The organism is Microcoleus asticus IPMA8, assembly GCF_013179805.1.
GTDB lineage: Bacteria > Cyanobacteriota > Cyanobacteriia > Cyanobacteriales > Microcoleaceae > Microcoleus > Microcoleus asticus.
This window is the reverse complement of sequence record NZ_SRRZ01000120.1, coordinates 1-24139: the sequence shown is the minus strand read 5'-3', so window position 1 is coordinate 24139 and position 24139 is coordinate 1. Positions and strand designations below refer to the sequence as shown.

Sequence of the window (24139 nt, the reverse complement as noted above, 5' to 3'; positions counted from 1 at the left end):
ATCGTGCACACTAGCTAATTTAGGATGATTACATTTACGTCAAGGAGCTTAACTACACAGAGGCTTTGATTGTTTTCGGAGATGTCTAATACGATCGACCAACTATGTCAGCCTTTTCTGGTGCGGCTTCTATTGGGATGTCTATTGCAGCAATGTATTTGCGAGAGAATCAAAGGTTAAGTGTTGATGAAGTGCAAGCATCTGTTTTGCCGCGATTGGGAGGGGGTGCTAGTTATGCTGATTGGCGAAATTGGGACTCGACTAGCTTTAGATATTATCCAAATAATTACTCGGATACTGGAGTTAGGATTCGCTACGATGCTGTTGAACCCCGTCGCGGCGGTTTCGGAATAATTGAAGTTACAGTTGACGCATATCGTCCGATCGTAATTCCACAAATTAGAGTCAATTATGCCTAGCTAATAGTTGCTATAAAATGCGATCGCCCTTCATGTTCAAAAGTGCGATCGCCCTCGATAATTTGACAGTTAACTTATCAAAAACCCTCCCTCAAAAACTTATCCTCGGCGAGAGGGTAAATCAAACACCACTTCAAATCGGATGTTGGGCACTCGTTGCCGAAACAACTGAAGATGTCCCTCCGCATCCGATCGGCTGCGATAGCGACCGACGATCGCCCATTGCAAGCTGGGAAGCAAGCGGGCTATTGCCCACGGCTTCAAGTATCCTTCGTATTTCATAATAGAGGAGTCTCCATTGCTAAACGGAGCCAGAGCCAGCGCAGAAACTTGGTCGGTGGATGCGCTGGCTTCTGACATTACCCATAAAAATAACACAAAGTAAGCATTAGTGTGCATAAGTAAGCATAAAGCTGACTGTGAATGCACGAGCTGGACGGGCGAAGTGGCACAATAGGGAAAAGTTCCAACAGATTGCAAGGCATGAGCGACAGCGAGAGGATTTCAGTGGTTTTGCCAACACAGGCTAAAAAGGATCTCGAAAAGTTGTGCGATCTCGAAAAGCGATCTATCTCCAACTTTGTCTACCTTCTGATTCAAGATGCGATCGACCAAGCAAAAGCATCCGGCAAGCTCAAATCAACAGATGACTGAAACTAAAACTTGATTTATCGTGCTTAATTTTTAAATCGAGAAGTGCGAAAAAACTCGCCTACTGCAATGCTAATATTCATTAAATGAGAGGGGTAAAAACATGGCAAGAAGCAGGCATATCTCCAGAAGATGCCAGGAGAATTCAGAATGCAGCCGATCGGACAAAACAAACCATCATAGTTGTTGGCAGTCGAGCAAACGGGACAAGTACGCCAACGTCTGACTGGGACTATATAATGTTAGGTAAGTCTCGCCAGCGGCATTCCGCTAGCAGTTCCGTCCCTCGGGGTACAAGTGGCGGCGAAATTAATAGTTCAGGTCGAGAAACGGGAATCGATATTTTTACTGGCTCCCTCATCTCAGGAGAACCTCACGTTATATTTGAGCCAGACTTAGGAGAGGCAAATGAATCTAGCCGATGAAATTAAAATCAATCAAATTAAACAAGAATTAATTAGCCAAGAATATGCAAAAAACTGGTTTTTAAGCTTCCCAACCGAATACCAGCAGGAAATATTGCAGTGGCTATCCTACATGACCCTCCAAGCAGGGGCGCGAGAAGAAGATGTTTCCCTAGCTATTGCCAAATCAAAACTTCGCCCAACTTACACCCCTTGTGTGTTGCTCAGTAGAGGGCGATTAAAAGAACAAATGGCAAAGCTTTTGAAACTCCCGCCCTCAGAATTTATCAAAACCTTTTTCCTGTTAATGAGTTTATTGGCAATTGCCGATGCGCGCAGGTACTGCAAATATTGTCAAGATGGCTGTAGCCACTGGTGGCATCGCGATTTGAGCGATCGCAAAGTTGTAGATGAAATTCAGCGCTAGTTTCAACAAAGCATTCTTGTTTAAGTTGTAGTAAGCTGTGATGCGATCGGGCGATCGCCACTCACGCTGCCGCCATATTCTGGGCTTCCACAGGGACGGGCAAGATGCCCATCCCACAAGAAAACAGACTCTTTGTGGAACAGGCATCTTGCCTGTTCTAGATGACTGCAAACAACTACAAAAAAACAGACTCTTTGTGGAACAGGCATCTTGCCTGTTCCTGACAAAAGGCCACACAGATTACGAATCCCGATCGAGCTTCAGCACAGCCATAAAAGCCTCTTGCGGCACATCCACAGTACCCACAGACTTCATCCGCTTCTTACCCTTCGCCTGCTTTTGTAGCAACTTTTTCTTCCGCGAAATATCACCGCCGTAACACTTCGCCAACACATCCTTCCGCAAAGCCGGAATGTGTTCCGAAGCAATCACCTTAGCGCCAATTGTCGCTTGAATCGGCACCTTAAACTGGTGGCGGGGAATCAACTCCTTGAGTTTTTCCGTCAACCCGCGGCCCACATTATAAGCCTTATCACGGTGTACGATCATCGCCAAAGCGTCAACTGGATCGCCATTAATTAAAATGTCCAATTTCACCAACGGATTTTCGCGGTAGCCAATTATGTGATACTCCATGCTCGCATAACCGCGCGATCGCGATTTCATCTGGTCAAAAAAGTCCGTCACCACCTCCGCCAAAGGCAACTCGTAAACCAGCGTAGTTCTGCCTTGACTCAGATACTTCATATCCATAAAAATGCCCCGCCGACTTTGAGACAGTTCCATCAGCGCCCCCACATAAGTTTCCGGCGACAGCATTTCTACCCGCACATAAGGTTCCTCAATTTTCTCCCGATACTGAGGATCTGGCAAGTGGCTGGGATTATCAATTGTTAAGAGTTCTCCTTTAATTGTTGTGACTTGATAAACCACAGAAGGAGCCGTAACAATTAAATCCAAATTGTATTCTCTCTCCAGTCGTTCTTGCACAATTTCCATGTGCAGCAAACCCAAGAAACCGCAGCGGAAACCAAATCCCATCGCACTCGATGTTTCCGGTTCGTAAGAAAGCGCCGCATCGTTGAGTTCGAGTTTTTCTAAAGCTTCCCGCAAATCTGGAAATTGGTCAGCATCGATTGGGAACAAGCCGCAAAAAACCATCGGCTTTGCCTCTGTATAACCCGGCCAAGGCTCCGATGCAGACTTTTTGACCAAAGTAATCGTATCGCCGACGCGAGCATCAGCTACCGCTTTAATTGCCGCGCCCAGATAACCAACTTCCCCCGCGTGCAGTTCGTCTACTGGAACTTGAGTCGGTGAAAGGATGCCCAATTCATCGATGACATATTCCTTACCCGAAACCATCAATAAAACTCGATCGCCCTTTTTGACACTTCCGTCCATCACCCGGAAATACACAATTACCCCGCGATAAGCGTCGTAATAACTGTCAAAAATTAGCGCCCGCAGCGGTTTGTCAACAGTATCCTGCGGCGGCGGCACCAATTCGACGATCGACTCCAAAATCTCATTTATACCAATTCCTTCCTTAGCCGAAGCCTCAATCGCCCCGCTACAGTCCAGACCGATAATTTCTTCAATTTCCCCTTTTACCCGTTCCGGTTCTGCCCCCGGCAGGTCAATTTTATTTAAAACAGGAATAATTTCCAAATTGTTTCCCAAGGCAAGGTAGACATTTGCCAGGGTTTGTGCTTCCACGCCTTGAGATGCGTCTACCACCAGCAGCGCCCCTTCGCAAGCAGCGAGCGATCGCGACACCTCGTAAGAAAAGTCCACGTGTCCGGGAGTGTCGATCAGATTGAGTACGTACTCCTGACCGTCCTTGGCAGTGTAATTCATCCGAGCCGCCTGCAGCTTAATCGTAATGCCGCGTTCGCGCTCGATATCCATATTGTCTAAAAACTGCTCCTTCATCTCCCGTGGCTGCACAGTCCCAGTCGCCTGCAACAGGCGATCGGCCAAGGTGGATTTTCCGTGGTCGATGTGAGCAATAATCGAAAAATTGCGAATGCGAGATACAGGGACGTTAGTCATGTTTTTTGTCAAAGAGCTAATCGGCAAAGGATACTTTTTGTTGTATGATTACACAAGCAAGAGTAGAGTGCTTACTTCCACCTCTTACTGGGATTGAGATCAAACCACAACTGAAGGCAAACCTCAAGAGTATCAGTTATTACCCTTTCAAGTGTCCGACCGAGCCCGGACACCCAAAAGGAAAAAACTTTTCTCTCTCTCATTGTACAGAAAGCGGTTAAGCGGTTGAGGAAAGGTTGGGTGCAAATCAGGGACTTCAAATATCTAGTCCAGTCGGTTGTCATCAAAAGAATTGAAACTTAAGAATTAAAACTAGGATTTTTTAACTATGAGCGAATCAAGAATACCATCCCACAGTTCCTCAGAAAAAGTCGAACTGTCCATCCATATCGATCCTGAACTGCTAGACCAAATTAAGCACTTGACGAATGACCCCAGCAAAGTCATTGAAACAGCAATCAAGCAGTGGCTCAGAGGCGAGCGCCGCGAAGACGAGCTGGCTCTGAATTTGCGCCGCAACCCCCCAGTCCCGCCGCGCGGCGAGTGGAACGACTGAGGTTCTCTTGCCCCAGACGGCACGCGCAAATCTGCGGGCTGTAAAATTTAGATCGCGCCGGCGATCTCCGGCAGATTTCGCGGCGAAAGCTACAGGTTGTTCGGAGCGAACTGCGCTAACTCACAACCTCGGAACTCTTCAAGGTGACGGAAAAAATGCGCGATCCAGTCCCAGACTTGAGTTGTTCGCAGCCTTAGATTTTGGCGTAATTTTCAAACTCGATCGTCAATCGGTGCAGATTCCTAACTCCTAAATCTTAATTGTTATTTTTAAATTACCCAAAACGGCTGACAACAAAGAGTTTTGAGCTTTGAGTTAAGTTCAGAATTAAATAATCAATTTTTTTTTAGTTCATTGATTGCTAAAAAATCAATGGTAGAAGCCTAAAATTGTTGCGATTTGTGAGTTTTGATAGGTTAATTTTTAATTAAAAAGTCAACAACTTTTTAGTGGATTAATAACTCACAACTTAACGGTCGAAGCCCAAAACAATTTGGAGTCGTGAGTTTTTAATTAAAAACTCACGACTCCAAAATCAGAACTACTTTCATCCTCTACTCTGATGGACTCTAACACAGATTTCCGGCGATCGAGCCTCGCCTCTACAGCCTTTTTTCAAGAGTTAGGGGCAGAATTAGTATTTACCCAAGACGCCTCTGGTCGATATCTATCTTTTTACTGGCAAAAAGCCGAGCAGTACAACCTCACAGCAGAACAAATTGTCGATCGCCCCCTCAGCGAAACCCTGCAACCCATCGCCCATGAGCCTTATCTCGATATCCTGCAGCGGGCGCTCGAAACCCTCGTACCGCAACGGTTCAGCTATCCATTTTGCCACGCCGGACAATATTTTCTCTTCGATTTGACACTCACTCCGGCGATCGACTCAAACGGCAAAGCTGCAAAAGTCTTAGTTATGGGAAGGCTGCTGTCTGACAAACCCACAGACAGACCGCCAGATTCACCAGAATTCATGCTCTATCGAGCTTTGCCATCCCCCTCGGACGCCCACCAACAAATGATGCTGTCCGCGAGCCGCATCCCCGGTCGATCGCTCCCTCCGTACTCGGAAATCGACCGCAAAACCATCTCCCAAATCGCTCAAAACCTGCATAAAACCCTCGACCTAGAGACAATTTGGCAGCAAACTGTTAACAGTTTGGGTCAAGTCTTGAACGCCAGTCGCTGCATCATCTGTTCCTACACAAAAGACAGTGAAAATCTCGAAATTTCCCCGTTCCTAGCCTCGGAAAATCAACAAAATTATTCAGCCGCAGCAGCCGAATTACAACACTCAATTGCCAGCGACCGCTCGCCCCCGCTTTCCCCAGCTCAAATCGAAAATCTCCAATCGAAAACTTTTAAAGTAGTAGCTGAGTACCGCCAAGAACCTTACTCTTCTATGCTGGGATTAGAACTGCGCGCAGCAGAACAGCAGGGGTGGATTCAAACTTTAGCCACCCTAAAACCAGTAGCAGTAGATTACGCCTCCCCCATCGCCGATCCCTTCCACCGTCATTCCGTGCTCGTAGCAGCTACTTCCCATGAAGACCAACCCAATGCACTAATATGTTTGCACCGCTGCGGCAGTTCCCCGAAATGGAGTCCTGTCGAACTCGAATTCGCCCGCGAGTTAGTCGCTCAAGTCGGCAGTGCGATCGCCCACGCTACACTTTACCAAGAATTAGAACAGGCCCGCGCCGAAGCCGTAGCTCTTTCCCAACTTAAAAGTCAATTTCTTGCCAATACTTCTCACGAACTCCGCACCCCCCTCAACGGCATCCTCGGTTTCCTGAAACTGCTTGTGGACGGCATGGCAGATGACCCTGAAGAAGCGCACCAATTTATCGAAGAAGCTTACCGCTCGGCAGTACATTTGTTCAATGTTATTAACGATATTTTGGATGTCGCTAAAATCGAAGCTGGCAAAATGGAGTTAGACCTCGCTCCCGTCCAACTCGGCGAACTCTTGCAACAAGTTGAGAATTTCACACGGGTTCAAGTCGAGCAAAAGCGATTGCAATTTCAAATCCAAAAACCCGCTGTGGAAGACGAGATTATTGTATATGGCAACTACCAACGCCTGCTTCAAGTAATCTTGAACCTCACGGGCAATGCAATTAAATTTACTGGGGAAGGGGGAATTCGCATCAGTGCCGAAGTTATTAAGAAAAAGGTGACTGTTGACAACCAGCAGTTCCCCGGAATGGTAAAAATTCGAGTCGCTGATACTGGCATTGGGGTTTCTCTCGACAAGCAAGATAAATTATTTGAGTCGTTTTTTCAGGTGGACGGCGATCGTACCAGGCAATACGGCGGCACCGGTTTGGGATTGGCTATTTCTCAAAAACTGGTAGAAGCAATGGGGGGTACAGTAAATTTTTACAGTATGGGGGAAGGACTGGGATCGACTGTTACTTTTACTGTGCCGCTTTATCAAGAACCACTATTGAAAAATTAATCACTGGTAATCAATCATCGGCAATTGATAGTCTGGACTTTGAAGTAATCAGGAATCAGCAAGAGGGAATTAGGAATCAGGAATCAGGAAAAAAACAGCTATACCAGTTCTCAACTTTCGTGCGGTACTCGCCAGCTTTCTTACCAATTAGCAATTAGCAATTACCAATTACCCAACTGTACCTCACTCACTTAAAAATTGCCTGAATAATTGCTATATTCGTGTATCCGTGAGTTCCATTTCGTGAATAAAGGTCATCGATAATTGGTAATTATCCTACCAACACAGTTCGATCGCCAGTGTATCAATTTTAACTTTTCTCCGTCGCCAAGCTCCCTCCTTGGGATTTTGGAACTCTGATCGATCGCCCCCGCCGCTTCCGGGATCTACCCAGAATTCGCATCAATGGAATCCGGGGGTAGGGATAACAAAGCTGATCTTTATCTGTCCGCTGGGAGCTAACCCCTCCGAGTAAACCCCCGTAAACCGCCAACTTTACAAGAACTTAATCCCAGCTTGTATCACAGATTCAGCTTCTCAAACCCCTACATTAAAGAATTATTTAGAATACTGGATAATCTCTGTTCTCTGTAAAAATCATAAATATCTTGTAAAGACACCGAAACTACTTAGTAATGTTTGACGGCGTGTGGCAAAATTTAAGTAGAATTACGTAATTCCTAAATCGGACAGCGACAGGCTGGTAAATTCAGTAAATTCCTGCTCTGTTGGCCCAGTGGTACACTTTTGCCAGTCTAGTAGAACAAGGGTTGCTATGAATCAGCAAATATCAGCTCAATCGCAAAAACTTTTACTCCAAATTGGCAGAAAGATTCGTCGAACCTTGGATCTTGATACCATCTGGCAGCAAACAGTTAACAGTCTGGGAGAAACACTAGGCGTCAGCCGCTGCATCATTTGTCCTTATGAAAGTTCTAGCCTGCAAGTCAAAGTAGCTGCTGAATACTGCCAAGAACCATTTTTACCCATGCTGGGAATGGAAATCTCGCTCACAGCAACACCTCATTTCATTCAAGCTCTAGCCACCCTCGAACCGGTGGTAGTAGAGTCCTTTGCAGCCAATGAACCTTTTGGGTCGCAGTCGCTGCTAGTGCTGGCTACCGCTTATCAAGACCAACCTAACGGCATAATTAGCTTGCATCGGTGCGAGAGCCGATCGTCGCGGAAGGGTAAGACCGATCGACCTTGGACTCAATGCCAAATCGAATTTGCACAAGAACTTGCCGATCAAGTAGGAAGTGCGATCGCCCTCGCCACCCTCTACCAGGAGCGCAGCAAGCGAGTACAAGGACTATCCCAGCTCAAAAAGCAATTTTTGTTGAAGGCGTCCCACGAGCTGCGCACTCCCCTAAATCACATCATCGGCTATCTACAACTAACCATAGACGATCAAGCTGACGATCCGATCGAGGAGAGAGATTTTATCCAAGAAGCTCACCGTTCCGCTATCCACCTTTCTAAGGTAATTTCCAATATCTTAGATTACATTGAGTTAAGTGAATCTTGCCAGACTCACGGAGAGTTAGCCGCTTTCAGGAGCCAGGAGGAATCTGGGAACGAGTAAAGATTCGAGCGGCGTATTCAAAAAGTCGAATATTTACCGTGCAGACAAGTCTTCCGCCTGATAAATCGGACACTTTATCGATAGATTCCTTCAATAAATTCCGTAGCTGGTTAATCTATTATTTTTAGTAATTAGAGTTTTCTACAGCGCAGAAGACCAACTACTACACCTAGCAGGCCGGTGTATTTATCATATTATGTCCGCTCGATCTACTGCCATCAAATAGGTTATTTTACCGGAAATTATCTCGCCAGCAAAAAATTGCAGTTTCACACTTTCCATGCTCTTAACTTGTGCTTGATAAGATTAGCGTTCGCCATTTTTTGTCTGGGTTTTTGGAGGGCTGACATAGCGCGCCCAAAAAGGTTCTTCAATATTTTTCATCGCTGCTAGTTTTTGGCGCTCTTCCTCTATGCGCTTGCGTTCTGAAAGATCGGAAAATATGTTGATACTGCCGACAGTCTGGCCGCCTGGATCTCGCACGGGAGCAGTCCAAAGCCAAACATCGATCGAGCTACCATCTTTTTTCAACAAAGATACTTCCAAACCGTTTTGCGGTTGGCCATTAGACGCAGACTTCAGCAGCGCGTAAAAATCTTGCTTTTGGCCTCCAGGAATATTCGGTAAAGGTTTTCCTAAAACCTCAGCCGCAGTCCAGCCAAAAAAATTTTCGGCGGCGCGGTTCCAAACAACGGTATTGCCGTCATTGCTGGTACAGTTAATCGCCAGCGGCGCCGATGCTATCTGCGCTTGCAAAACTTGGTTAACGAGTTGCAGTTTCAATTCTACTTGCTTGCGATCGGTAATTTCCTGACAAGCGCCCCACAAACGGACAACCCGTTCAGCAGTTTTGTCCCACACCACTTGCCAGTAGTCCCGCACCCAGCGCACCTCGCCTTTTTGATTAATAATGCGATACTCGTTGGCTCCCGTGCGGCTGAAACTACAGCATTCTAATTGTTTAATTAATATTTCCCGGTCGTCGGGATGAACGATCTCGGAGTTCCACCAACCAAACGATTCTAATTCTTCAGGAACGAGACCGGCGCAGCGCTCAAAAGCTTCTGTCGCCCACTCGCAGACGAACTTGCCGTCTGGCAGTGCCTTAAAAGAATAGGCAAAATCCGAAGTAATTTGCGACATAACTCTGTAGTGCAGTTCCGACTCCCGGACTGCCATTTCTGCTTGCTTGCGTTCCCCTATTTCCCGCGAATTAATTATAACTCCCTGCACGCTAGAATCGGAAACCAAACTGTTACCTATCGACTCCATGTAGAGCCAAGAACCGTCAGCGTGGCGTATTCGATATTCGATCGGTCCAGCAATTGCGGGAGCTTCTAACAAATTGCCAAAATACGCCTGCCAAGCCAGTAAATCGTCTGGATGGATTAACTCGCCGTGAAAATTGCCAATTCTTTCTTCTAGGTTGTAACCCAAAAGCCGCTGTAAAGCTCCGCTGTGGTATCGAACTCGCCCGTCGGAGCCGACAATACTAATTAGATCCGGAGAATTGCGCAGCAGAGCTTGCAGTTTTGCTTCGCTTTTAATTAATCCTTGATTGTCCCTGCGGTACTGGCTGATTTGTTTTGCCAACTGCTCCTGTAGCTGCCTGATTTGCGATGCTTGCTGGGCGACAGTGCGTTCCAAGAGGCGATTATTTTTTTCAATTTCAACCAGCTTTGCTTCGTTATATCTCGCGCTTTCAAACAGGCTGCTGGCTGCTATTTTTTGCAAAGAATTTGATAATTTTTCCAGAGTTTTTGTTAAAATTGCCTGTTGCGGTGGTGGCAATTCGCTAGCTTGTTTCTGCAATGTTTCTAAATATTTGTAGATTGTTTCTAGCATTTTATTAATGGGGGAATCTGAGAGTTGCCACAGGTGCAACCCCTAAAAAGCGGACACAAGTTTTTTCAAAATAACCGATAACTAAGATTGCTGTCTGGCGATCGACCGATCGCGATCTCAATAACCAGGCATTTTGTGACTTTATTTTCAGATCATAGCAACCGATAGAAAAAGTAAATTCTTGTTGCGATCGAATTACCTGCCCAGCAGCACCCCCAAGAAGTGCTCGCCAGGAGTGCGGGTAACTCCCCTATCCAGTGAATGTGGGGGTTCTCGCGGTTAAGCTAAACTAGATGGGTGTCAAGAGAAAGAGGGATTTATGACAGAGCAAGCCAACGCTCGCGATTTGTTTCGCGCTGCTTACGAACACCGCTACACCTGGGATGCTAATTTTCCCGGTTACAGTGCCGATATTGAACTCAAACAGGGCGAGGAAGTATACACGGGTCATGTTTCCATCAAACCCGACATGAGCGTGGAAGTCAGCGGCATTGAAGACGAGGAAGTGCAGCAAAGCGTCTACACCCAAATGCGCGATATTGTCACCCACCGCAAACGCTCGACATTTGAAAAATCTCACGGCAAAAATAGCTTCACCTTGGGCGAGAAGGACAGCACCGACGCTGTGGATATTTTAGTGCAAGGGGACTCAATGGGTTCTAACTATAAAATCCGAGGTCTTTCAATTTGTCAAGTGAGCCGGGTGATGGGCCGCATGGCTTTCGTAATTGACACGCACAAAAGCTTAGAAACACCCGAAGGTTCTTTGGCGACTCACTACGATGCCGTTTTCCGCAACCCCCAAACCGACGAAATCATCAGAGAACTCGAATTTGAAGATACCTTTGAGAAGATAGGCGACTATTATGTCATGACAAAGCAAGTAGTTCGATCGAAAGAAAAAGGTCAACTGACAACAACCGAGTTCAACTACTCCAACGTCAAACTGCTAGAACCAGCAGTAGTGTAGCGCGATCGAAAACCCAATTTGTTAAATAAAACGGGTTTTTTTGGTTAACCTATCAGAATCAACTTGATTTGGCAGCAAGTAACGCTACGATCGAACCAGAGACCGAATTCAGATCTAGCATCAGCGTGACAGAAACCGGGTTTCCTGCAGCCAGCTCACCTGAGTGCGCAAGTCTTTTGTCAAGAAACCCGGTTGCTTAAATCCCGCGCGGTTGAGAATGCTGCCCTTGAGTCAAATCGAACAAAATCAACTGCAAGAAATCATCACAGAGGCGAAATATGACACTAGCACTAACGAAAGATAACGTCGAAACAGTTCTCGATGAAATGCGGCCCTACCTGATATCAGATGGCGGCAACGTCGAGCTCGTAGAAATCGACGGCCCAGTCGTACACCTGAGACTGCAAGGAGCTTGCGGCTCTTGCCCCAGTTCCACAATGACTCTGAGAATGGGTATTGAACGCCGCCTGCGCGAGGCCATCCCAGAAATTGCCGAAGTCGAACAGGTAATGTAATTAGTCAGTTGGTAATTGGCAGTTGGCAGTTGACGGTTGACAGTTGACTGTTACCAATTACCAGTTGACTGTTACCAATTACCAAATTCAATTACCAATTACCAAATTCAATTACCAATTACCAATTACCAATTACCAATTACCAATTACCAATTACACAATTCAATGTCTCACCCTCTTTATGTAGCCTTCATTTGGCACCAACACCAACCGCTGTACAAATCCCGAGTATCAGCTAGCACAGCAGCAGCTCAATACCGACTGCCTTGGGTGCGCTTGCACGGAGTCAAAGACTACTTGGATTTAGTTCTCCTTCTGGCAAAATATCCCAAACTGCATCAAACGGTAAACCTGGTTCCGTCCTTGATTTTGCAGATAGAAGACTGCATCGCAGACAGAGCATTAGACCCTTACTTGGCGGTAACTTTAAAGCCAGCAGAAACTTTAAAGATCGAAGAACAAGAGTTCATTTTAGAACACTTCTTTGACGCCAATTACCACACTCTGATTCAGCCGCATCCCCGCTACGCTCAACTCTACACTCAGCGGCAGGAAAAAGGCATTCAGTGGTGTTTGACAAACTGGAAATTGCAGGATTTTAGCGACTTGCTGGCGTGGCACAATTTAGCTTGGATTGACCCGATGTTTTGGGACGACCCCGAGATTGCAGGGTGGCTGAAACAAGGACAAAATTTTAGTTTGGTCGACAGAAAAAACATCTACTCAAAACAAAAAGAAATCCTCGCTCGCATCATTCCCCAGCACCGTAAAATGCAAGCTGAGGGACAGTTGGAAGTCTCCACAACCCCCTACACGCACCCGATTTTACCGCTGCTTGCCGACACCAACGGCGGCCGCATAGCCATTCCAAACATGACGCTGCCACAACACAGGTTTCAGTGGGAAGAAGATATTCCCCGACACCTGAGAAAAGCCTGGGAAATGTATGAAGACCGGTTTGATTGCCAACCGCGCGGTTTGTGGCCGTCGGAACAAGCAGTCAGCCCGGAAATTTTGCCCTACATTGCCAAACAAGGCTTTAAATGGATAGTCTCGGACGAAGCAGTATTGGGGTGGACAATTAAACACTTTTTTAACCGCGACGCGGCAGGGAATGTCGGCGAACCAGAATTGTTATATCGCCCTTACCGTTTAGAAACTCCTGACGGCGATTTAGCCATAGTATTTAGAGACCACAGATTGTCCGACTTGATCGGGTTTACTTACGGTTCGATGGAACCGAAAAAAGCAGCATCAGATTTAGTGGGGCACTTAGAAGCGATCGGCAAAACTCTCAAACACCGACAGTCCGACGGCCAAACAGCTTTAGAAAATCCCTGGTTAGTTACGATCGCCCTAGACGGCGAAAATTGCTGGGAATTCTATCCGCAAGACGGCAAACCCTTCTTAGAATCCCTCTATCAAACTCTCAGCGACAATCCAGATATCAAATTAGTCACAGTCTCGGAATTTCTCGACAAATTCCCAGCAACCGAAACAATTCCCGCAGCCCAACTGCACACCGGTTCCTGGGTGGACGGTTCTCTCACAACTTGGATCGGCGACCCCGCGAAAAATCGCGCTTGGGACATATTAGGGCCCGCGAGACAAATGCTGGCAAACCATCCAGAGGCCACAGAAGAAAGCAACCCAGAAGCTTGGGAAGCGCTTTACGCTGCCGAAGGTTCCGACTGGTTCTGGTGGTTTGGCGAAGGCCACACATCGAACCAAGATGCCATGTTCGACCAGCTATTCCGCGAACACGTAGCGGGGATTTACGAAGCTCTCGGCGAACCCGTACCCCCGGAAGTGCGGCGGCAAGTAGAGGTGCACGAGGTTCAAGGCGACCACCAGCCGCTGAGCTTTATTCACCCGGTGATTGACGGTATCGGCAACGAACAGGATTGGGACAAAGCCGGCCGGATTGAAGTTGGGGGAGCAAGGGGTACTATGCACCGGAGTTCTGCAATTCAGCGGCTTTGGTACGGGGTTGACCACTTGAATTTTTACATTCGCGCCGACTTCAATGCAGGGGTGCGGCCGGGAATTGATTGCCCTCCCGAGTTAAATTTGTTCTGGTTTTATCCCGATCGCACGATGAAAAACAGTGTGATTCCGCTGTCTGGTTTGCCCGACGAAGCACCGCTAAACTATCGATTCCACCATCAGTTAGAGATTAATTTGCTGACGAAATCGATTGCGTTTCACGAAGCAGGAGAGGGCGATGAGTGGCAGCCCCGCCTCAGCCGGGCCCAAGTGGGATTGGATAAATGTTTGGAGATAGCAGTGCCCTGGGCGGATTTGCAGATTATGCCCGACTGGCAGATGAGGCTGATTGCGGTTTTATCGGAAGGGGAGCGTTACTCTACCTGTATGCCGGAAGATGCTTTGATTGCGATCGGAATGCCGTAAAAAGTAATTAGTCATCAGTCATTAGTCATTAGTCTGTAGGGGCGGGTTTCACCAGCAAAATAGCACTGCAAAGCCAAATACTAAATATAAACCCGCCCCCCCCCAACTGAATTAGTCAACACTCATTAGTCATTTTGTGAAGGAAAAAACAATTCAATAATTATCAACTTTTCTTGACAGGGAGATTCGGATCTTGCTGCCTAATGCTTTCATCATTACGATCGCATCCAGTCGTTGTATAGCTATAAAATTTGTTTGTAGTGAGGGCTTGAGTCCTGATTACAAAGAGGAAAGGATTCGTCAATACAAACCGTATAATGGTTAATTTATCGGACATCATATCATTAGTCATGGGGAAATCAACAAACTAATGAGCCGCATTTTACTCTTGGTCGATCGCCACCAACAACCTAATTTGCCGATCGCCAACCTCAACACCGAGCATGAGGTGATCGTAGTTGATCGCGCTTTAGATCCCAACTCAGAATTTACCTTTCCCCAAATCGCTTTTGACTTGTGCATTCTCGACGAGGCCTCTTTCGATCGCATCGGGCCGCTGATAGAAGCATTAAAAGCTGCCGCCGAGCCGATATTTTTACCGTTTTTGCTCCTTAGTAAATCCCAAACGCCTGATCTTTCTAAGCAATTTTCGCTGCCGGCAAAACAACTCGATGGCAGAATTGACGATTTGATAGCAACTCCCCTCGATGCCGCCCAACTGCACTTGCGGGTAGAAAATTTGTTAGCCCGCAGGCGGCTGTCGCTAGAACTCCACAGACTTCAAGAAGTAATTAAAGAAAGAACTTTTAAAGAAAGTTTGTTAATCGACTCGCTGCAAACGGCAAACGAAAACCTGCAACGGGAAATCGCCAAGCGGGCGGAGGTAGAAGCTGCAGGGCGAGAAAACTCCTATCTCGAGTTGCTGATGAATGCCATGCCAGATATTGTCTGCTTCAAAGATGGTGAGGGCAGGTGGCAGGAGGCAAATCAAGCGATATTGGAAGTGTTCGAGCTAGAAAAAATAGACTACCGCGGCCTTAAAGATTTTCAGCTAGGAGAACTCAGCAGTTTTTACCGCGAGGCCCTACAGGCGTGCGAGGTCAGCGATAGAGAAGCGTGGGCAAAAGGTGAGCTTTCTAGGGGGGAAGAAATGATTCCCCGATCGGACGGTACTGTGAAAATCTACGACGTGATCAAAGTACCCGTATTTCACCCCGACGGCAGACGCAAAAGTATCGTGATTTTGGGCCGCGACATCACGGAATACAAGCAAGCTAGAGACGAACTCGTGCGCTTAGCGTCGATTGTCGAGTCTTCCGACGACGGTATAATCAGCAAAACCCTCGCCGGGACAATTCAGAGCTGGAACGCAGGAGCAGAGAAGATTTACGGCTACTGTGCGGCGGAAATCAAGGGGCAGTCGATCGAGATTTTAGCAATACCCGAACGCCCCAAGGAAATTCCCCAAATTCTAGAACATATTAGGGCGGGAGCCAGCATCGACCATTACGAAACCGTGCACTTGCGGAAAGACGGCCAACAGATAGATGTGTCCCTGACGATTTCTCCGATTAAAGACGCCACAGGAGCGGTAACCGGCGTTTCAACAATCTCTCGCGACATCAGCGACAGCAAGCGAGTCGAAAAAGCCTTTGAACAACTCCGCCACCAAACAGAAATGATTTTGTTCTCCGCAGGAGAAGGAATTTGCGGGTTGAACAAACATGGAAAAGTAACTTTTGTCAATCCTGCGGCGGTGAGAATGGCCGGCTGCGAATTGAAGCAATTGATCGATCGACCGCTCTATGAAAGCTTACACCGTACACAGGAAGAATCTTCAAAGGCGATCGAGCAACTGTCACCTGCAAAAGACATCAATTCAGGCGCTGAACTTGTCCCACACTGCGCGGCACCGCAGGCCGGCAAACTGCTGCCTCAGCGGGTAAGTTCTCAAATTTTAGCGACCTTGGAAGACGGGGAGGCACGGCGCGTCACCGATGAGATTTTTTGGCGGCGAGACGGTAGCAGTTTTCCGGTTGAGTACGTTGTTGCTCCGATGCGAGAACAAGGCGAAATTATTGGAGCTGTGGTGACTTTTAAGGATATCACTGAGCGACTGGCGGTCGAGCGCATGAAAGATGAATTCATCTCTGTTGTCAGCCACGAACTGCGGACGCCCATGACTTCGATTCACGGCGCCCTCGGCCTTCTCAACAGCGGTCTGCTTGACGCTTACCCCCACAAAGCCAAGCGGATGCTGGAGATTGCTGTCACTAACACTGAACGCTTGGTGCGCTTGGTCAACGACATCTTGGATTTAGAGCGGATGGAGTCGAATTACAGCACTGCCATCAAACAAACTTGCAATGTCGCTGAGCTGATGCGGCAGGCGGCCGACGAGATGCAAGGAATGGCTCAGGAGGCGGGAGTTACTCTGTCGGTGAGGCCTGTGGGGGCGCAATTGCAAGCTGTTCCCGATCGGCTAATTCAAGCCTTGACAAATTTGCTCAGTAATGCTATTAAATTTTCTCCCTCCGGGGCTACGGTTTGGCTGAGCGGGGAGTTGATCCACAATCGGGATTTGGCAGAAAAAGCTGGGTTGAAGTCGGTGTCGTCTCAGTCTTTGTTGTCTGCTGAGGCTGCCGTCGCCCATCCGCACTTGACAGTCCCGAGATCGTCGTACATCCTGATTGCTGTGAAAGACCAAGGGCGGGGTATTCCGGCAGACAAGCTGGAGATGGTCTTTGAACGCTTTCAACAGGTTGATGCTTCTGATTCTCGCCAGAAGGGAGGTACTGGTTTGGGGCTGGCTATTTGTCGCAGTATCGTGCAGCAGCACGGGGGCCGGATGTGGGTGGAGAGCGTTTTGGGGGAGGGCAGCACTTTTTTCTTAAGTCTGCCAGTTCCAAGGGAGGCGCTTGCAACGGAAAGTTAATTTTACGCAGGTGTACCCAAAGTTACTGATTTTGTGCAGATTGTTCGATCGAGTCACCGACAAACAATCTCAGCCTTTTCTGTCGTTCCGGGACTGCGAGCAAAAACCGCGATTTGAGGTCGAAAAACGGCTTTTTTTGGGGGAGAGATTTTACAGCAACCGCGCCGGACGGTTAGGATGTTCTTAATTGTTGAAAACCTGGCGGTCGATTACAACTTCGGTCTTCTTTCTTCTTTCTTTTTACCCGCTCAGCTTCGCCGCTATAGCCTTCAACACCTGCTATACAGTTTTGAAAATTTACTGTAAAGTCTGATCTGGTAAGATAATTTGTTTTACAAAAAATTCACATTTCGCCTCTAGTCTACGATCAGTTCTCATTTCTAAAAAAATGTTAATATTGACTGCCAAGCGCATCTTGGTTATTGACGATGCGGAAGATATTCGGGAAGTGGCTCAAGTCAGTCTTGAGGTAGTGGGGGGCTGGGAAGTCCTGACTGCTAGTTCTGGCCGCGAGGGTGTTGCTAAGGCTCTTGCCGAACAGCCTGATGCTATTTTATTGGACGTGATGATGCCCGACCAAGACGGGCCTACTACTTTTTTACAGTTACAGGCTAATAATGCTACGCAGCACATTCCGGTAATTTTATTGACGGCTAAAGCTCTCGCTGGGGACAGGCGGATGTTCGCGGATTTGGGGGTTGTGAGCGTGATTGCTAAGCCTTTTGAACCGATGTTTTTGGCGGCTCAGGTCGCTGAAGCTTTGGGCTGGGAGCAAAAATAGATCGATCGCGCGCATTGAATTGTGCAGTTTTTCAAGCATTAGTCTTGCAGGCAAAGAAAGTTAAAAAAACTTGGTTTCTTTGGTATTGTGCCTCAGATTGAATCCGGGCGATCGTACAGCATAAGTGTAAGGACTTAGGCCCTGTGCCTTTCGTCCAGTCAGTTTAAGACTAAAAACCGCAAGGAAGGCAGGGTTGAAACGCCTGCCTTCCTTGCGGTGAAATTGATACCAATAGACTAGGCCTAAATCCCTATTTCTAGTGCGTTCATTTAACCGGATTCGACCTCAGCCATGAACTCAATATTCCTGCTGGTTTCTGATAAAAATATAAGCTGGCAGGAGTATTTTACTTTTTGTGACAACTTTCTCGTCTTCATAAGTTCTTCAGGTTTTAGTTTTAAGTTTAAGCACATCGTCAGGGATCGATCCTGACTGTTGGCAGACACATTGGGAGAAGACGACTATGCCCTCAGCTTACATTTTGCTACTGATAGTTTCTCTGGTGGCAGTCTGGATTTACTGGCAAACATCTCAAGATATTTTTGTTCTTGTGGCTTTAGCCGGACTGGGTTTTTTTCTTTGGGGTTTCTCTTGGGCCCCTTGGAATGTTCAGCTTCTGATAGTGGTGTTGCTGTTCGGTTTCCAAAAGTGCTACTTGCGAGACGCTCAAAGTTGTGAGTGAAAAGAGATTTTTTCTTGTTATGTCTGAAGTTGAGATGCGCCGACATTCGTCAATATCTGTCATGAATTGGTTATCGCCCCATATCTTAAAAAAGGTTTAAAATCTCATGAATAGTTGCCCTTGTTGCTCGTCTCAATTGCTCCGCCACGCTCGCCACAATCGCGTTTATTGGTTTTGCTCGCACTGCTGGCAGGAAATGCCGGATCTGTCGGAGATGATTTTAGGTAACAGCGCGCGGACTCATAAACGGGACGGTTTGGTGAAGCTTCCTGCTTTGACTCCTAAAATGAGGATGTTGGATTCGGTAGGAATTGCTTAGTTGGCTGGAGTTAGTCTCGCGATAAATATCGAGACGGAAAAGATTTTTGATTCTGCCATGTGTGGGATTTTTTGAGAGAAAATGCAAAAGCCCCCTTCCGTGTGAAGTGAAGGGGACTTATGACGGGGGGGCTTTTGCAATTGTGATGGGGTCGATCGCCCGACTGAATTACAGCTATTGTATGCAGTTAAGCTAATTACATCAAACCGACTTGAGAGAGAATGCCTTGACCGGTGAGGAATTCGGTAGCTAGACCGATAACGAAGCCCAACATTGCCAAACGGCCGTTCCAGGTTTCAGCAAACTCAGTGAAGCCAACTTTTGCGTCTTTGTTTTCCATGACCAGAAACCTCGTTTAATTTCAACCTTATGTAACTAAACTTAACACAGCAGTACAAAGTTTGCAACATATTTTTACATTTACTGTTCAAATGCCGGAGATAAGCGGGATGGGCCCGCAGGGAGAGGGGCTCGCGGGGGGAGGGGGAGAGGGTTTTTTATGTGGGAACGGTCGATCGGTGTCAAATTGGCGAAAACAGTAGTGAGATGTGTCAGGATGTAAAAAAATTATTTTGAGTTAATACTTGACATCCAATAATTAGAACGCTAGCCTAAAAGCACAGCTAAAACTAAATATCGCATTCAAAATCAAGGAATGTTGATTGAGTCGTCTTAGCTACACGGTTTATAATACTGCGGCAAGTTTACAACACCCCGTAGAGGGGAATTTGAGTCTAATGTCGTTTTAACAAGTTGATACAAGCTTGAGAAAATCGAAACATTATTCAGTTCAATTTCCCTTCAACGGGCTGCTACTAAGCTCGTTGCAGTTCTGTAAACCCTGTTGCTAAGACGCTAATCAAATCCCAACAAAATTAAAGTGTTTTGTGGTAACAGATTGTCCTGTGCCGAGATGTTCATTTATGAGCAAATCCACAGGCAACGTTCCATTAATGCTAGATGCGCGATAGATCGAGGCTGTCCAGCCCACCTAATTTTAGGAAATAATACAATGGCGGACAATCATCGAACCACAGGCACACAACAAACCCAGTCTCAGCGAGTTGCTATGTTGTTGGATTCTCAGGGTGTCTACTTAAACCAAGAGCAAGCTGAATTATTGGTGGATTTTGCCAAATCAAAAGGGCGTTTAGAACCGCCGAAAAATTACTATAACTCGCAGCACAAAAATCAAGTTAACGACAAAATTAGGCTAGAAAAGTTTGGTTTTCTAGGCGTTGATGTCCCCGATTCCGGAAAAAATAGTGCAGATAAACAATTGGTTTTTGACTGTATCAAACGAGTTACAACTAAGCCTTCTCCGGGCATAATTATCCTAGTCTTAGCAGATCGGGACTTCGCAGGTTTAATCAGCGTTTTGATGGGTTTGGGTAAAACAGTCATCATTTTTGCACGGCGTAAAAGTGCAAGCCAAAAACTGATTAACCTCGTTGGTGAGGATAACTTTCATGATGTAGACGAATTGTCTAGTTTGTGTGCAGGATTGAAACCGCAACTTGAAAATCAAAAATAGTTATCAATAGGAGCACATAAATTATCTGCTTGAAGCAACACAGCCCGCCAGGGAATGAACTCCCTGTCTAACAGCTAAAGTCGGTTAAAACCGACTGACAGTTAAAAAAATAAAATTTTCAGTCCTCTTAAGAGGACTTTAGCTATGAGCCAGGGGTTTTAACCCCTGGCGGACTGACGGACTAACGGGCTAATAGTAGAACGGCCAAATACCTGTTAAAATTTACCTCACCGCAGATAGCAAAAATCCAGTTTATTTGATAAAGTAGATTCTCCAAACCTACCGCTATTTGCGGTGAGGTAATGTCCACATAATAACACCCAACTCCAAAAACAATCACCATTACCAAACTCCTATGCCATTAACTAATCCAACACAAGAACTCAAAATTACCCTTCCCGAATTCAAAAATGAAAAACTGCTGCGCCAAGCCCTCACCCACCGTTCCTACGTCAACGAAAACCCTGCATATCGCGAAGAAGATAACGAACGCTTAGAATTTCTCGGCGATGCTTTGCTGACTTTTCTCAGCGGCGAATATCTCTACCAGCGTCACCCAGAAATGGGAGAAGACCAACTGACTCGCCGGCGTTCTGCATTAGTAGATGAAAAACAATTAGCCAGATTTGCTACTGAAATCAATTTAGACTTAAAAATGCGGCTCGGAAAAGGAGCTTATCGAGAAGGTGGGATTACCAACCCAAATTTGCTCAGCAGCACTTTTGAAGCATTTATTGGCGCTTACTATCTGGACACGCAAGACATGGACAAAGTTCGCAACTTTGTGCGACAAATGTTTGATTCTGTTCCCGAAAATGTTGTGGAAACTCGATCGACTGTAGACTCTAAAAATCGGTTTCAGGAATGGGTACAGGCCAACGGTGACACGACTCCGCCCAAATACGTGACCATCCAAGAAGGAGGCACACCCCACAAGCCGGAATTTCTCGCTAAAGTTTATGTCGCAGAGAAACTCTATGGAGAAGGTAAAGGCAAAAGCAAAAAAGATGCTGAGAAAAATGCGGCAGAAGATGCGCTAGCAAAGCTGAAAAAACGCGGACTGATCTAAATTTGAAAACATCGGTAAAAACTACTAGCTTTTTTGTGCGCTACGGGCGTTAGCGAAGCCCTAGAAGACGATCGCCCGAATTGATTGCCAGAGTCCACAATGGGCTATAATCAGGACTTGCGCAAGTGTTACCGCCGTCGATTGAGGGTGGAAATGGCAGAAATTTGTTGACGAGTACCCGAGTGTCGATCGTAATTTTGGGAAATATCAGAGCAATTCATGTCTACTCAAAACCCGACTACCCTAACTGTTGAAGAAGCACAGCAAATCCTCAAGGATTTCACTTGTCTGGATATGCAATCTGTAGCATCGCCGCTGGAAAAACAGGCGCTACGTCAAGCGATTTTGCTGGTAGCAAGTTTGTCGGATTATCAAATGTTGGGAGTGTGCGCTTCTTCGACGGATGAGGGGTTTTTAGCTTTAGAAGCTTATTTGAAAGCTTTGGGATATCAAGCTGTTTTAGATCCCAATGCTGTCTCGACCTTTGCTGGTTCGGTTTATATTAAGTTCAATACTTTGAAGGGTTCGTATTATGTTGACGGTTATATCGGAACTTACCGGGGCGTTTTGATTTCGTGTCAATCTTCCTCAGAAGGTGGAGTTAGTGGCACTTACGGCCATTTACCTCTCGATTTATTTGTTGATTAATTTATCAGTAATCAGCAGTCAGCCGATCGATTAAATTGAATCAAAAACTTACTGATGCACCTTACTAAGCTGTAAAGTGCGTCAGCCGATCGCCTCTCGATTCAGTCGAATCAAACACCGACTGACGCACCTTACTAAGATTAACTTTTACCAACGATCAATTCTGGCTGTGGTTCCGGTGCAGTTTCTTCGGGCGGCAGTCCCAAAATATCGCTGTACAATTTGACGTATTTCCGGGCAGAAATATCCCAGCTAAAATCTTCTCTCATGCCGCGCTGTTGCAGTTCTTTCCACTTATCTTTGTAGCGGAAACCTTCCCACGTTCTGATCATGCAGGTGAACAAGTCGAGGGGTTCGTAGCGATCGAAACAGTAACCTGTACCAGTGTTATTGATCGGATCGTTGTGGGAAACGGTATCGACTAAACCGCCTGTACGGCGAACCATTGGCACACACCCGTAGCGGAGGGCAAGCATTTGGCTGATGCCGCAGGGCTCGAAACGGCTGGGCATCAGGAAGGTGTCGCAGCCTGCGTAAACGCGACGGGAGAGGGCTTCGTTGTAGAGTAATTGGGTGGACATCCGACCGGGATAGCGGGCTGTCATTTGCCAGAGTTGGGTTTCGTAGTAGCGATCGCCCGTTCCGAGTACAATAAATTGAGCGTCGGTATAGGCCATGAAGCGATCGAGCATTTGAATAATCAAATCCAATCCCTTCTGTTCTACCAGCCGCGTCACCATGCCCATTAAAAAGGCACCTTTATTCACTTCCAAACCGACTTCTTCTTGCAGGGCAATTTTGTTAGCTGGGCGCTTTTCAATAGTATCAGCACTGAATTGTTGATGGATGTACTTGTCAGTTTCTGGGTTGTAAGATTCTGTATCAATTCCGTTCAAAATGCCCGAAACCTTGCCGCCGATGAAAGACAGCAAACCTTCCAAAGTTTCCCCGTAAGCTGGGGTTTTGATTTGCTCGGCGTAAGTCGGCGAAACTGTATTTACTCGATCGGCAAACTGTACTGCGGCAGCCATTGTATTGTGACCTTGCATATACCAAGGACACCAAGTCATCTGCTCCAAACGCCAGCGCCACGGCCCTTGATAAGCTAAATTGTGAATAGTAAAAACCGTGCTGATATCGGGGTCTTGGCTCATCCAAACAGGTATCATCCCCGTATGCCAGTCGTGACAGTGGATAATTTGGGGCTTCCAGTGATTCCAGGCAAATTCAGCCGCAGCATTGGCAAAGAAAGTGAACCTCCAATCTTCATCTACACCGCCGTAAACGCGGCGCGGCAAGAAAGATGGATGTTGCAATAAGTATAAAGGTACATCGGTTCCCGGCAAAACAGTTTCAAAGACGGAGAAGCTTTGGAACATGGCCGCCCCATCCCAAACAGGTTTTTTGGGAACGTCCATTTTGTCGGGGATGAAACCGTAGTAGGGCATGAAGATGCGGACATCATGTCCCATGCGCCGCAGAAATTTAGGCAAAGCGCCGACGACATCGCCCATACCGCCGACTTTGGCGAGGGGTGCTGCTTCGGCGGATACAAATAAAATGCGCATTATTTTTTTGTGTTCCTTGAGATTGTTAGTCTAGATTAAGTTTAAATGGCGAGCGGCACAATATTAACGCAGCGCCCAAAAACAAGTATAAATCTGAGTTGCTGTAGCGATCGCCCTTTTTCCATCCGTGTTAATCCGCGTTGCGGAGGGCCGAACAAAAAAGCGATCGCCCGGACTCTCCTCCCGCCACAATTTTCACTATCTAATCAAATTTAGGCGTTGCTGAGTTAGAGTATGAATAGGAGGAATAATTTATGCAATGCCCAGAATGTAAATCAACCCATATCCGTAAAAACGGCAAGA

At 46.7% G+C, this 24139-nt stretch carries 24 protein-coding genes; 18 read left to right on the top strand and 6 right to left on the bottom strand.

Annotated features, from left to right (window positions below; translation table 11 throughout):
* Positions 1 to 104 precede the first annotated feature (104 nt).
* On the top strand, positions 105 to 419 hold the full coding sequence (locus tag E5S67_RS25200) for a hypothetical protein (RefSeq protein WP_172191168.1): 315 nt from the start codon (positions 105 to 107) through the stop codon (positions 417 to 419).
* 99 nt (positions 420 to 518) lie between these two features.
* Here the strand turns inward: E5S67_RS25200 and E5S67_RS25195 are convergent, their stop codons facing one another.
* Positions 519 to 779, bottom strand: a complete 261-nt coding sequence (locus E5S67_RS25195) for a hypothetical protein (protein WP_246276980.1) — start codon at positions 777 to 779, stop codon at positions 519 to 521.
* A 63-nt stretch (positions 780 to 842) separates the two neighbouring features.
* Here E5S67_RS25195 and E5S67_RS25190 point away from each other — a divergent pair, with 63 nt between their 5' ends.
* The 3 genes from E5S67_RS25190 (at position 843) to E5S67_RS25180 (ending at position 1901) form a co-directional block, all read left to right on the top strand.
* Positions 843 to 1073, top strand: coding sequence for a ribbon-helix-helix domain-containing protein (locus E5S67_RS25190; RefSeq protein ID WP_216670707.1), 231 nt, complete (start codon positions 843 to 845; stop codon positions 1071 to 1073).
* Between the two features lie 83 nt (positions 1074 to 1156).
* Positions 1157 to 1495, top strand: coding sequence for a nucleotidyltransferase domain-containing protein (locus tag E5S67_RS25185; protein WP_172191164.1), 339 nt, complete (start codon positions 1157 to 1159; stop codon positions 1493 to 1495).
* A complete protein-coding gene (locus E5S67_RS25180; RefSeq protein WP_172191162.1) occupies positions 1479 to 1901 on the top strand; it encodes a DUF5958 family protein in 423 nt (140 codons plus the stop codon). The genes E5S67_RS25185 and E5S67_RS25180 overlap by 17 nt, the downstream gene beginning before the upstream one ends.
* Positions 1902 to 1921: 20 nt before the next feature.
* On the opposite strand, the gene E5S67_RS25175 is transcribed toward E5S67_RS25180, so the two are convergent.
* Positions 1922 to 2110: a hypothetical protein gene (locus tag E5S67_RS25175; RefSeq protein ID WP_172191160.1), complete on the bottom strand. Its 189-nt coding sequence runs from the start codon at positions 2108 to 2110 to the stop codon at positions 1922 to 1924.
* 31 nt (positions 2111 to 2141) lie between these two features.
* Positions 2142 to 3956, bottom strand: coding sequence for a translation elongation factor 4 (gene lepA / locus E5S67_RS25170; RefSeq protein ID WP_172191158.1), 1815 nt, complete (start codon positions 3954 to 3956; stop codon positions 2142 to 2144).
* Positions 3957 to 4284: 328 nt separating this feature from the next.
* Here lepA and E5S67_RS25165 point away from each other — a divergent pair, with 328 nt between their 5' ends.
* The 4 genes from E5S67_RS25165 to E5S67_RS25155 all read left to right on the top strand — a co-directional run bounded on the left by E5S67_RS25165 (position 4285) and on the right by E5S67_RS25155 (position 8558).
* Positions 4285 to 4512, top strand: coding sequence for a type II toxin-antitoxin system CcdA family antitoxin (locus tag E5S67_RS25165; protein ID WP_172191156.1), 228 nt, complete (start codon positions 4285 to 4287; stop codon positions 4510 to 4512).
* Between the two features lie 7 nt (positions 4513 to 4519).
* On the top strand, positions 4520 to 4765 hold the full coding sequence (locus tag E5S67_RS32690; RefSeq protein ID WP_216670706.1) for a hypothetical protein: 246 nt from the start codon (positions 4520 to 4522) through the stop codon (positions 4763 to 4765).
* A 309-nt stretch (positions 4766 to 5074) separates the two neighbouring features.
* A complete protein-coding gene (locus E5S67_RS25160) occupies positions 5075 to 6973 on the top strand; it encodes an ATP-binding protein (protein WP_172191154.1) in 1899 nt (632 codons plus the stop codon).
* 775 nt (positions 6974 to 7748) lie between these two features.
* Positions 7749 to 8558, top strand: a complete 810-nt coding sequence (locus E5S67_RS25155; protein ID WP_172191152.1) for a sensor histidine kinase — start codon at positions 7749 to 7751, stop codon at positions 8556 to 8558.
* A gap of 306 nt (positions 8559 to 8864) precedes the next feature.
* Here the strand turns inward: E5S67_RS25155 and E5S67_RS25150 are convergent, their stop codons facing one another.
* Positions 8865 to 10403: a PAS domain-containing protein gene (locus tag E5S67_RS25150; protein WP_172191150.1), complete on the bottom strand. Its 1539-nt coding sequence runs from the start codon at positions 10401 to 10403 to the stop codon at positions 8865 to 8867.
* A 319-nt stretch (positions 10404 to 10722) separates the two neighbouring features.
* Here E5S67_RS25150 and E5S67_RS25145 point away from each other — a divergent pair, with 319 nt between their 5' ends.
* The 7 genes from E5S67_RS25145 (at position 10723) to E5S67_RS25115 (ending at position 19017) form a co-directional block, all read left to right on the top strand.
* On the top strand, positions 10723 to 11373 hold the full coding sequence (locus tag E5S67_RS25145) for a DUF3386 domain-containing protein (protein WP_172191148.1): 651 nt from the start codon (positions 10723 to 10725) through the stop codon (positions 11371 to 11373).
* Between the two features lie 278 nt (positions 11374 to 11651).
* Positions 11652 to 11888 (top strand): NifU family protein, encoded by a 237-nt coding sequence (locus E5S67_RS25140; protein ID WP_172191146.1) that lies wholly within the window; start codon positions 11652 to 11654, stop codon positions 11886 to 11888.
* A 165-nt stretch (positions 11889 to 12053) separates the two neighbouring features.
* Entirely contained in the window at positions 12054 to 14300 is a 2247-nt protein-coding gene (locus tag E5S67_RS25135) for a glycoside hydrolase family 57 protein (protein ID WP_172191144.1), read from the top strand.
* Between the two features lie 370 nt (positions 14301 to 14670).
* Entirely contained in the window at positions 14671 to 17235 is a 2565-nt protein-coding gene (locus E5S67_RS25130; protein WP_172191142.1) for a PAS domain S-box protein, read from the top strand.
* A gap of 388 nt (positions 17236 to 17623) precedes the next feature.
* Entirely contained in the window at positions 17624 to 18016 is a 393-nt protein-coding gene (locus tag E5S67_RS25125; protein ID WP_172191140.1) for a response regulator, read from the top strand.
* Between the two features lie 463 nt (positions 18017 to 18479).
* Positions 18480 to 18698, top strand: a complete 219-nt coding sequence (locus tag E5S67_RS25120) for a hypothetical protein (RefSeq protein ID WP_172191138.1) — start codon at positions 18480 to 18482, stop codon at positions 18696 to 18698.
* A gap of 106 nt (positions 18699 to 18804) precedes the next feature.
* Positions 18805 to 19017, top strand: a complete 213-nt coding sequence (locus E5S67_RS25115; protein WP_172191136.1) for a hypothetical protein — start codon at positions 18805 to 18807, stop codon at positions 19015 to 19017.
* A 196-nt stretch (positions 19018 to 19213) separates the two neighbouring features.
* Here E5S67_RS25115 and E5S67_RS25110 read toward each other — a convergent pair whose 3' ends face one another.
* Positions 19214 to 19357: a chlorophyll a/b-binding protein gene (locus E5S67_RS25110; protein ID WP_172191134.1), complete on the bottom strand. Its 144-nt coding sequence runs from the start codon at positions 19355 to 19357 to the stop codon at positions 19214 to 19216.
* A 672-nt stretch (positions 19358 to 20029) separates the two neighbouring features.
* Here E5S67_RS25110 and E5S67_RS25105 point away from each other — a divergent pair.
* From E5S67_RS25105 to E5S67_RS25095, 3 genes are all read left to right on the top strand, one after another.
* The gene (locus E5S67_RS25105) at positions 20030 to 20551 is read left to right on the top strand and encodes an NYN domain-containing protein (RefSeq protein ID WP_172191132.1); all 522 of its coding nucleotides are present in this window, start codon (positions 20030 to 20032) and stop codon (positions 20549 to 20551) included.
* 355 nt (positions 20552 to 20906) lie between these two features.
* The gene (gene rnc, locus E5S67_RS25100; protein WP_172191130.1) at positions 20907 to 21620 is read left to right on the top strand and encodes a ribonuclease III; all 714 of its coding nucleotides are present in this window, start codon (positions 20907 to 20909) and stop codon (positions 21618 to 21620) included.
* A gap of 219 nt (positions 21621 to 21839) precedes the next feature.
* Positions 21840 to 22268 carry a DUF1824 family protein gene (locus E5S67_RS25095; RefSeq protein WP_172191128.1) on the top strand — a complete coding sequence of 143 codons (429 nt, stop codon included), beginning with the start codon at positions 21840 to 21842 and terminating at the stop codon, positions 22266 to 22268.
* Between the two features lie 140 nt (positions 22269 to 22408).
* Here the strand turns inward: E5S67_RS25095 and glgA are convergent, their stop codons facing one another.
* Positions 22409 to 23836: a glycogen synthase GlgA gene (gene glgA, locus E5S67_RS25090; protein WP_172191126.1), complete on the bottom strand. Its 1428-nt coding sequence runs from the start codon at positions 23834 to 23836 to the stop codon at positions 22409 to 22411.
* Positions 23837 to 24139: the final 303 nt, after the last annotated feature.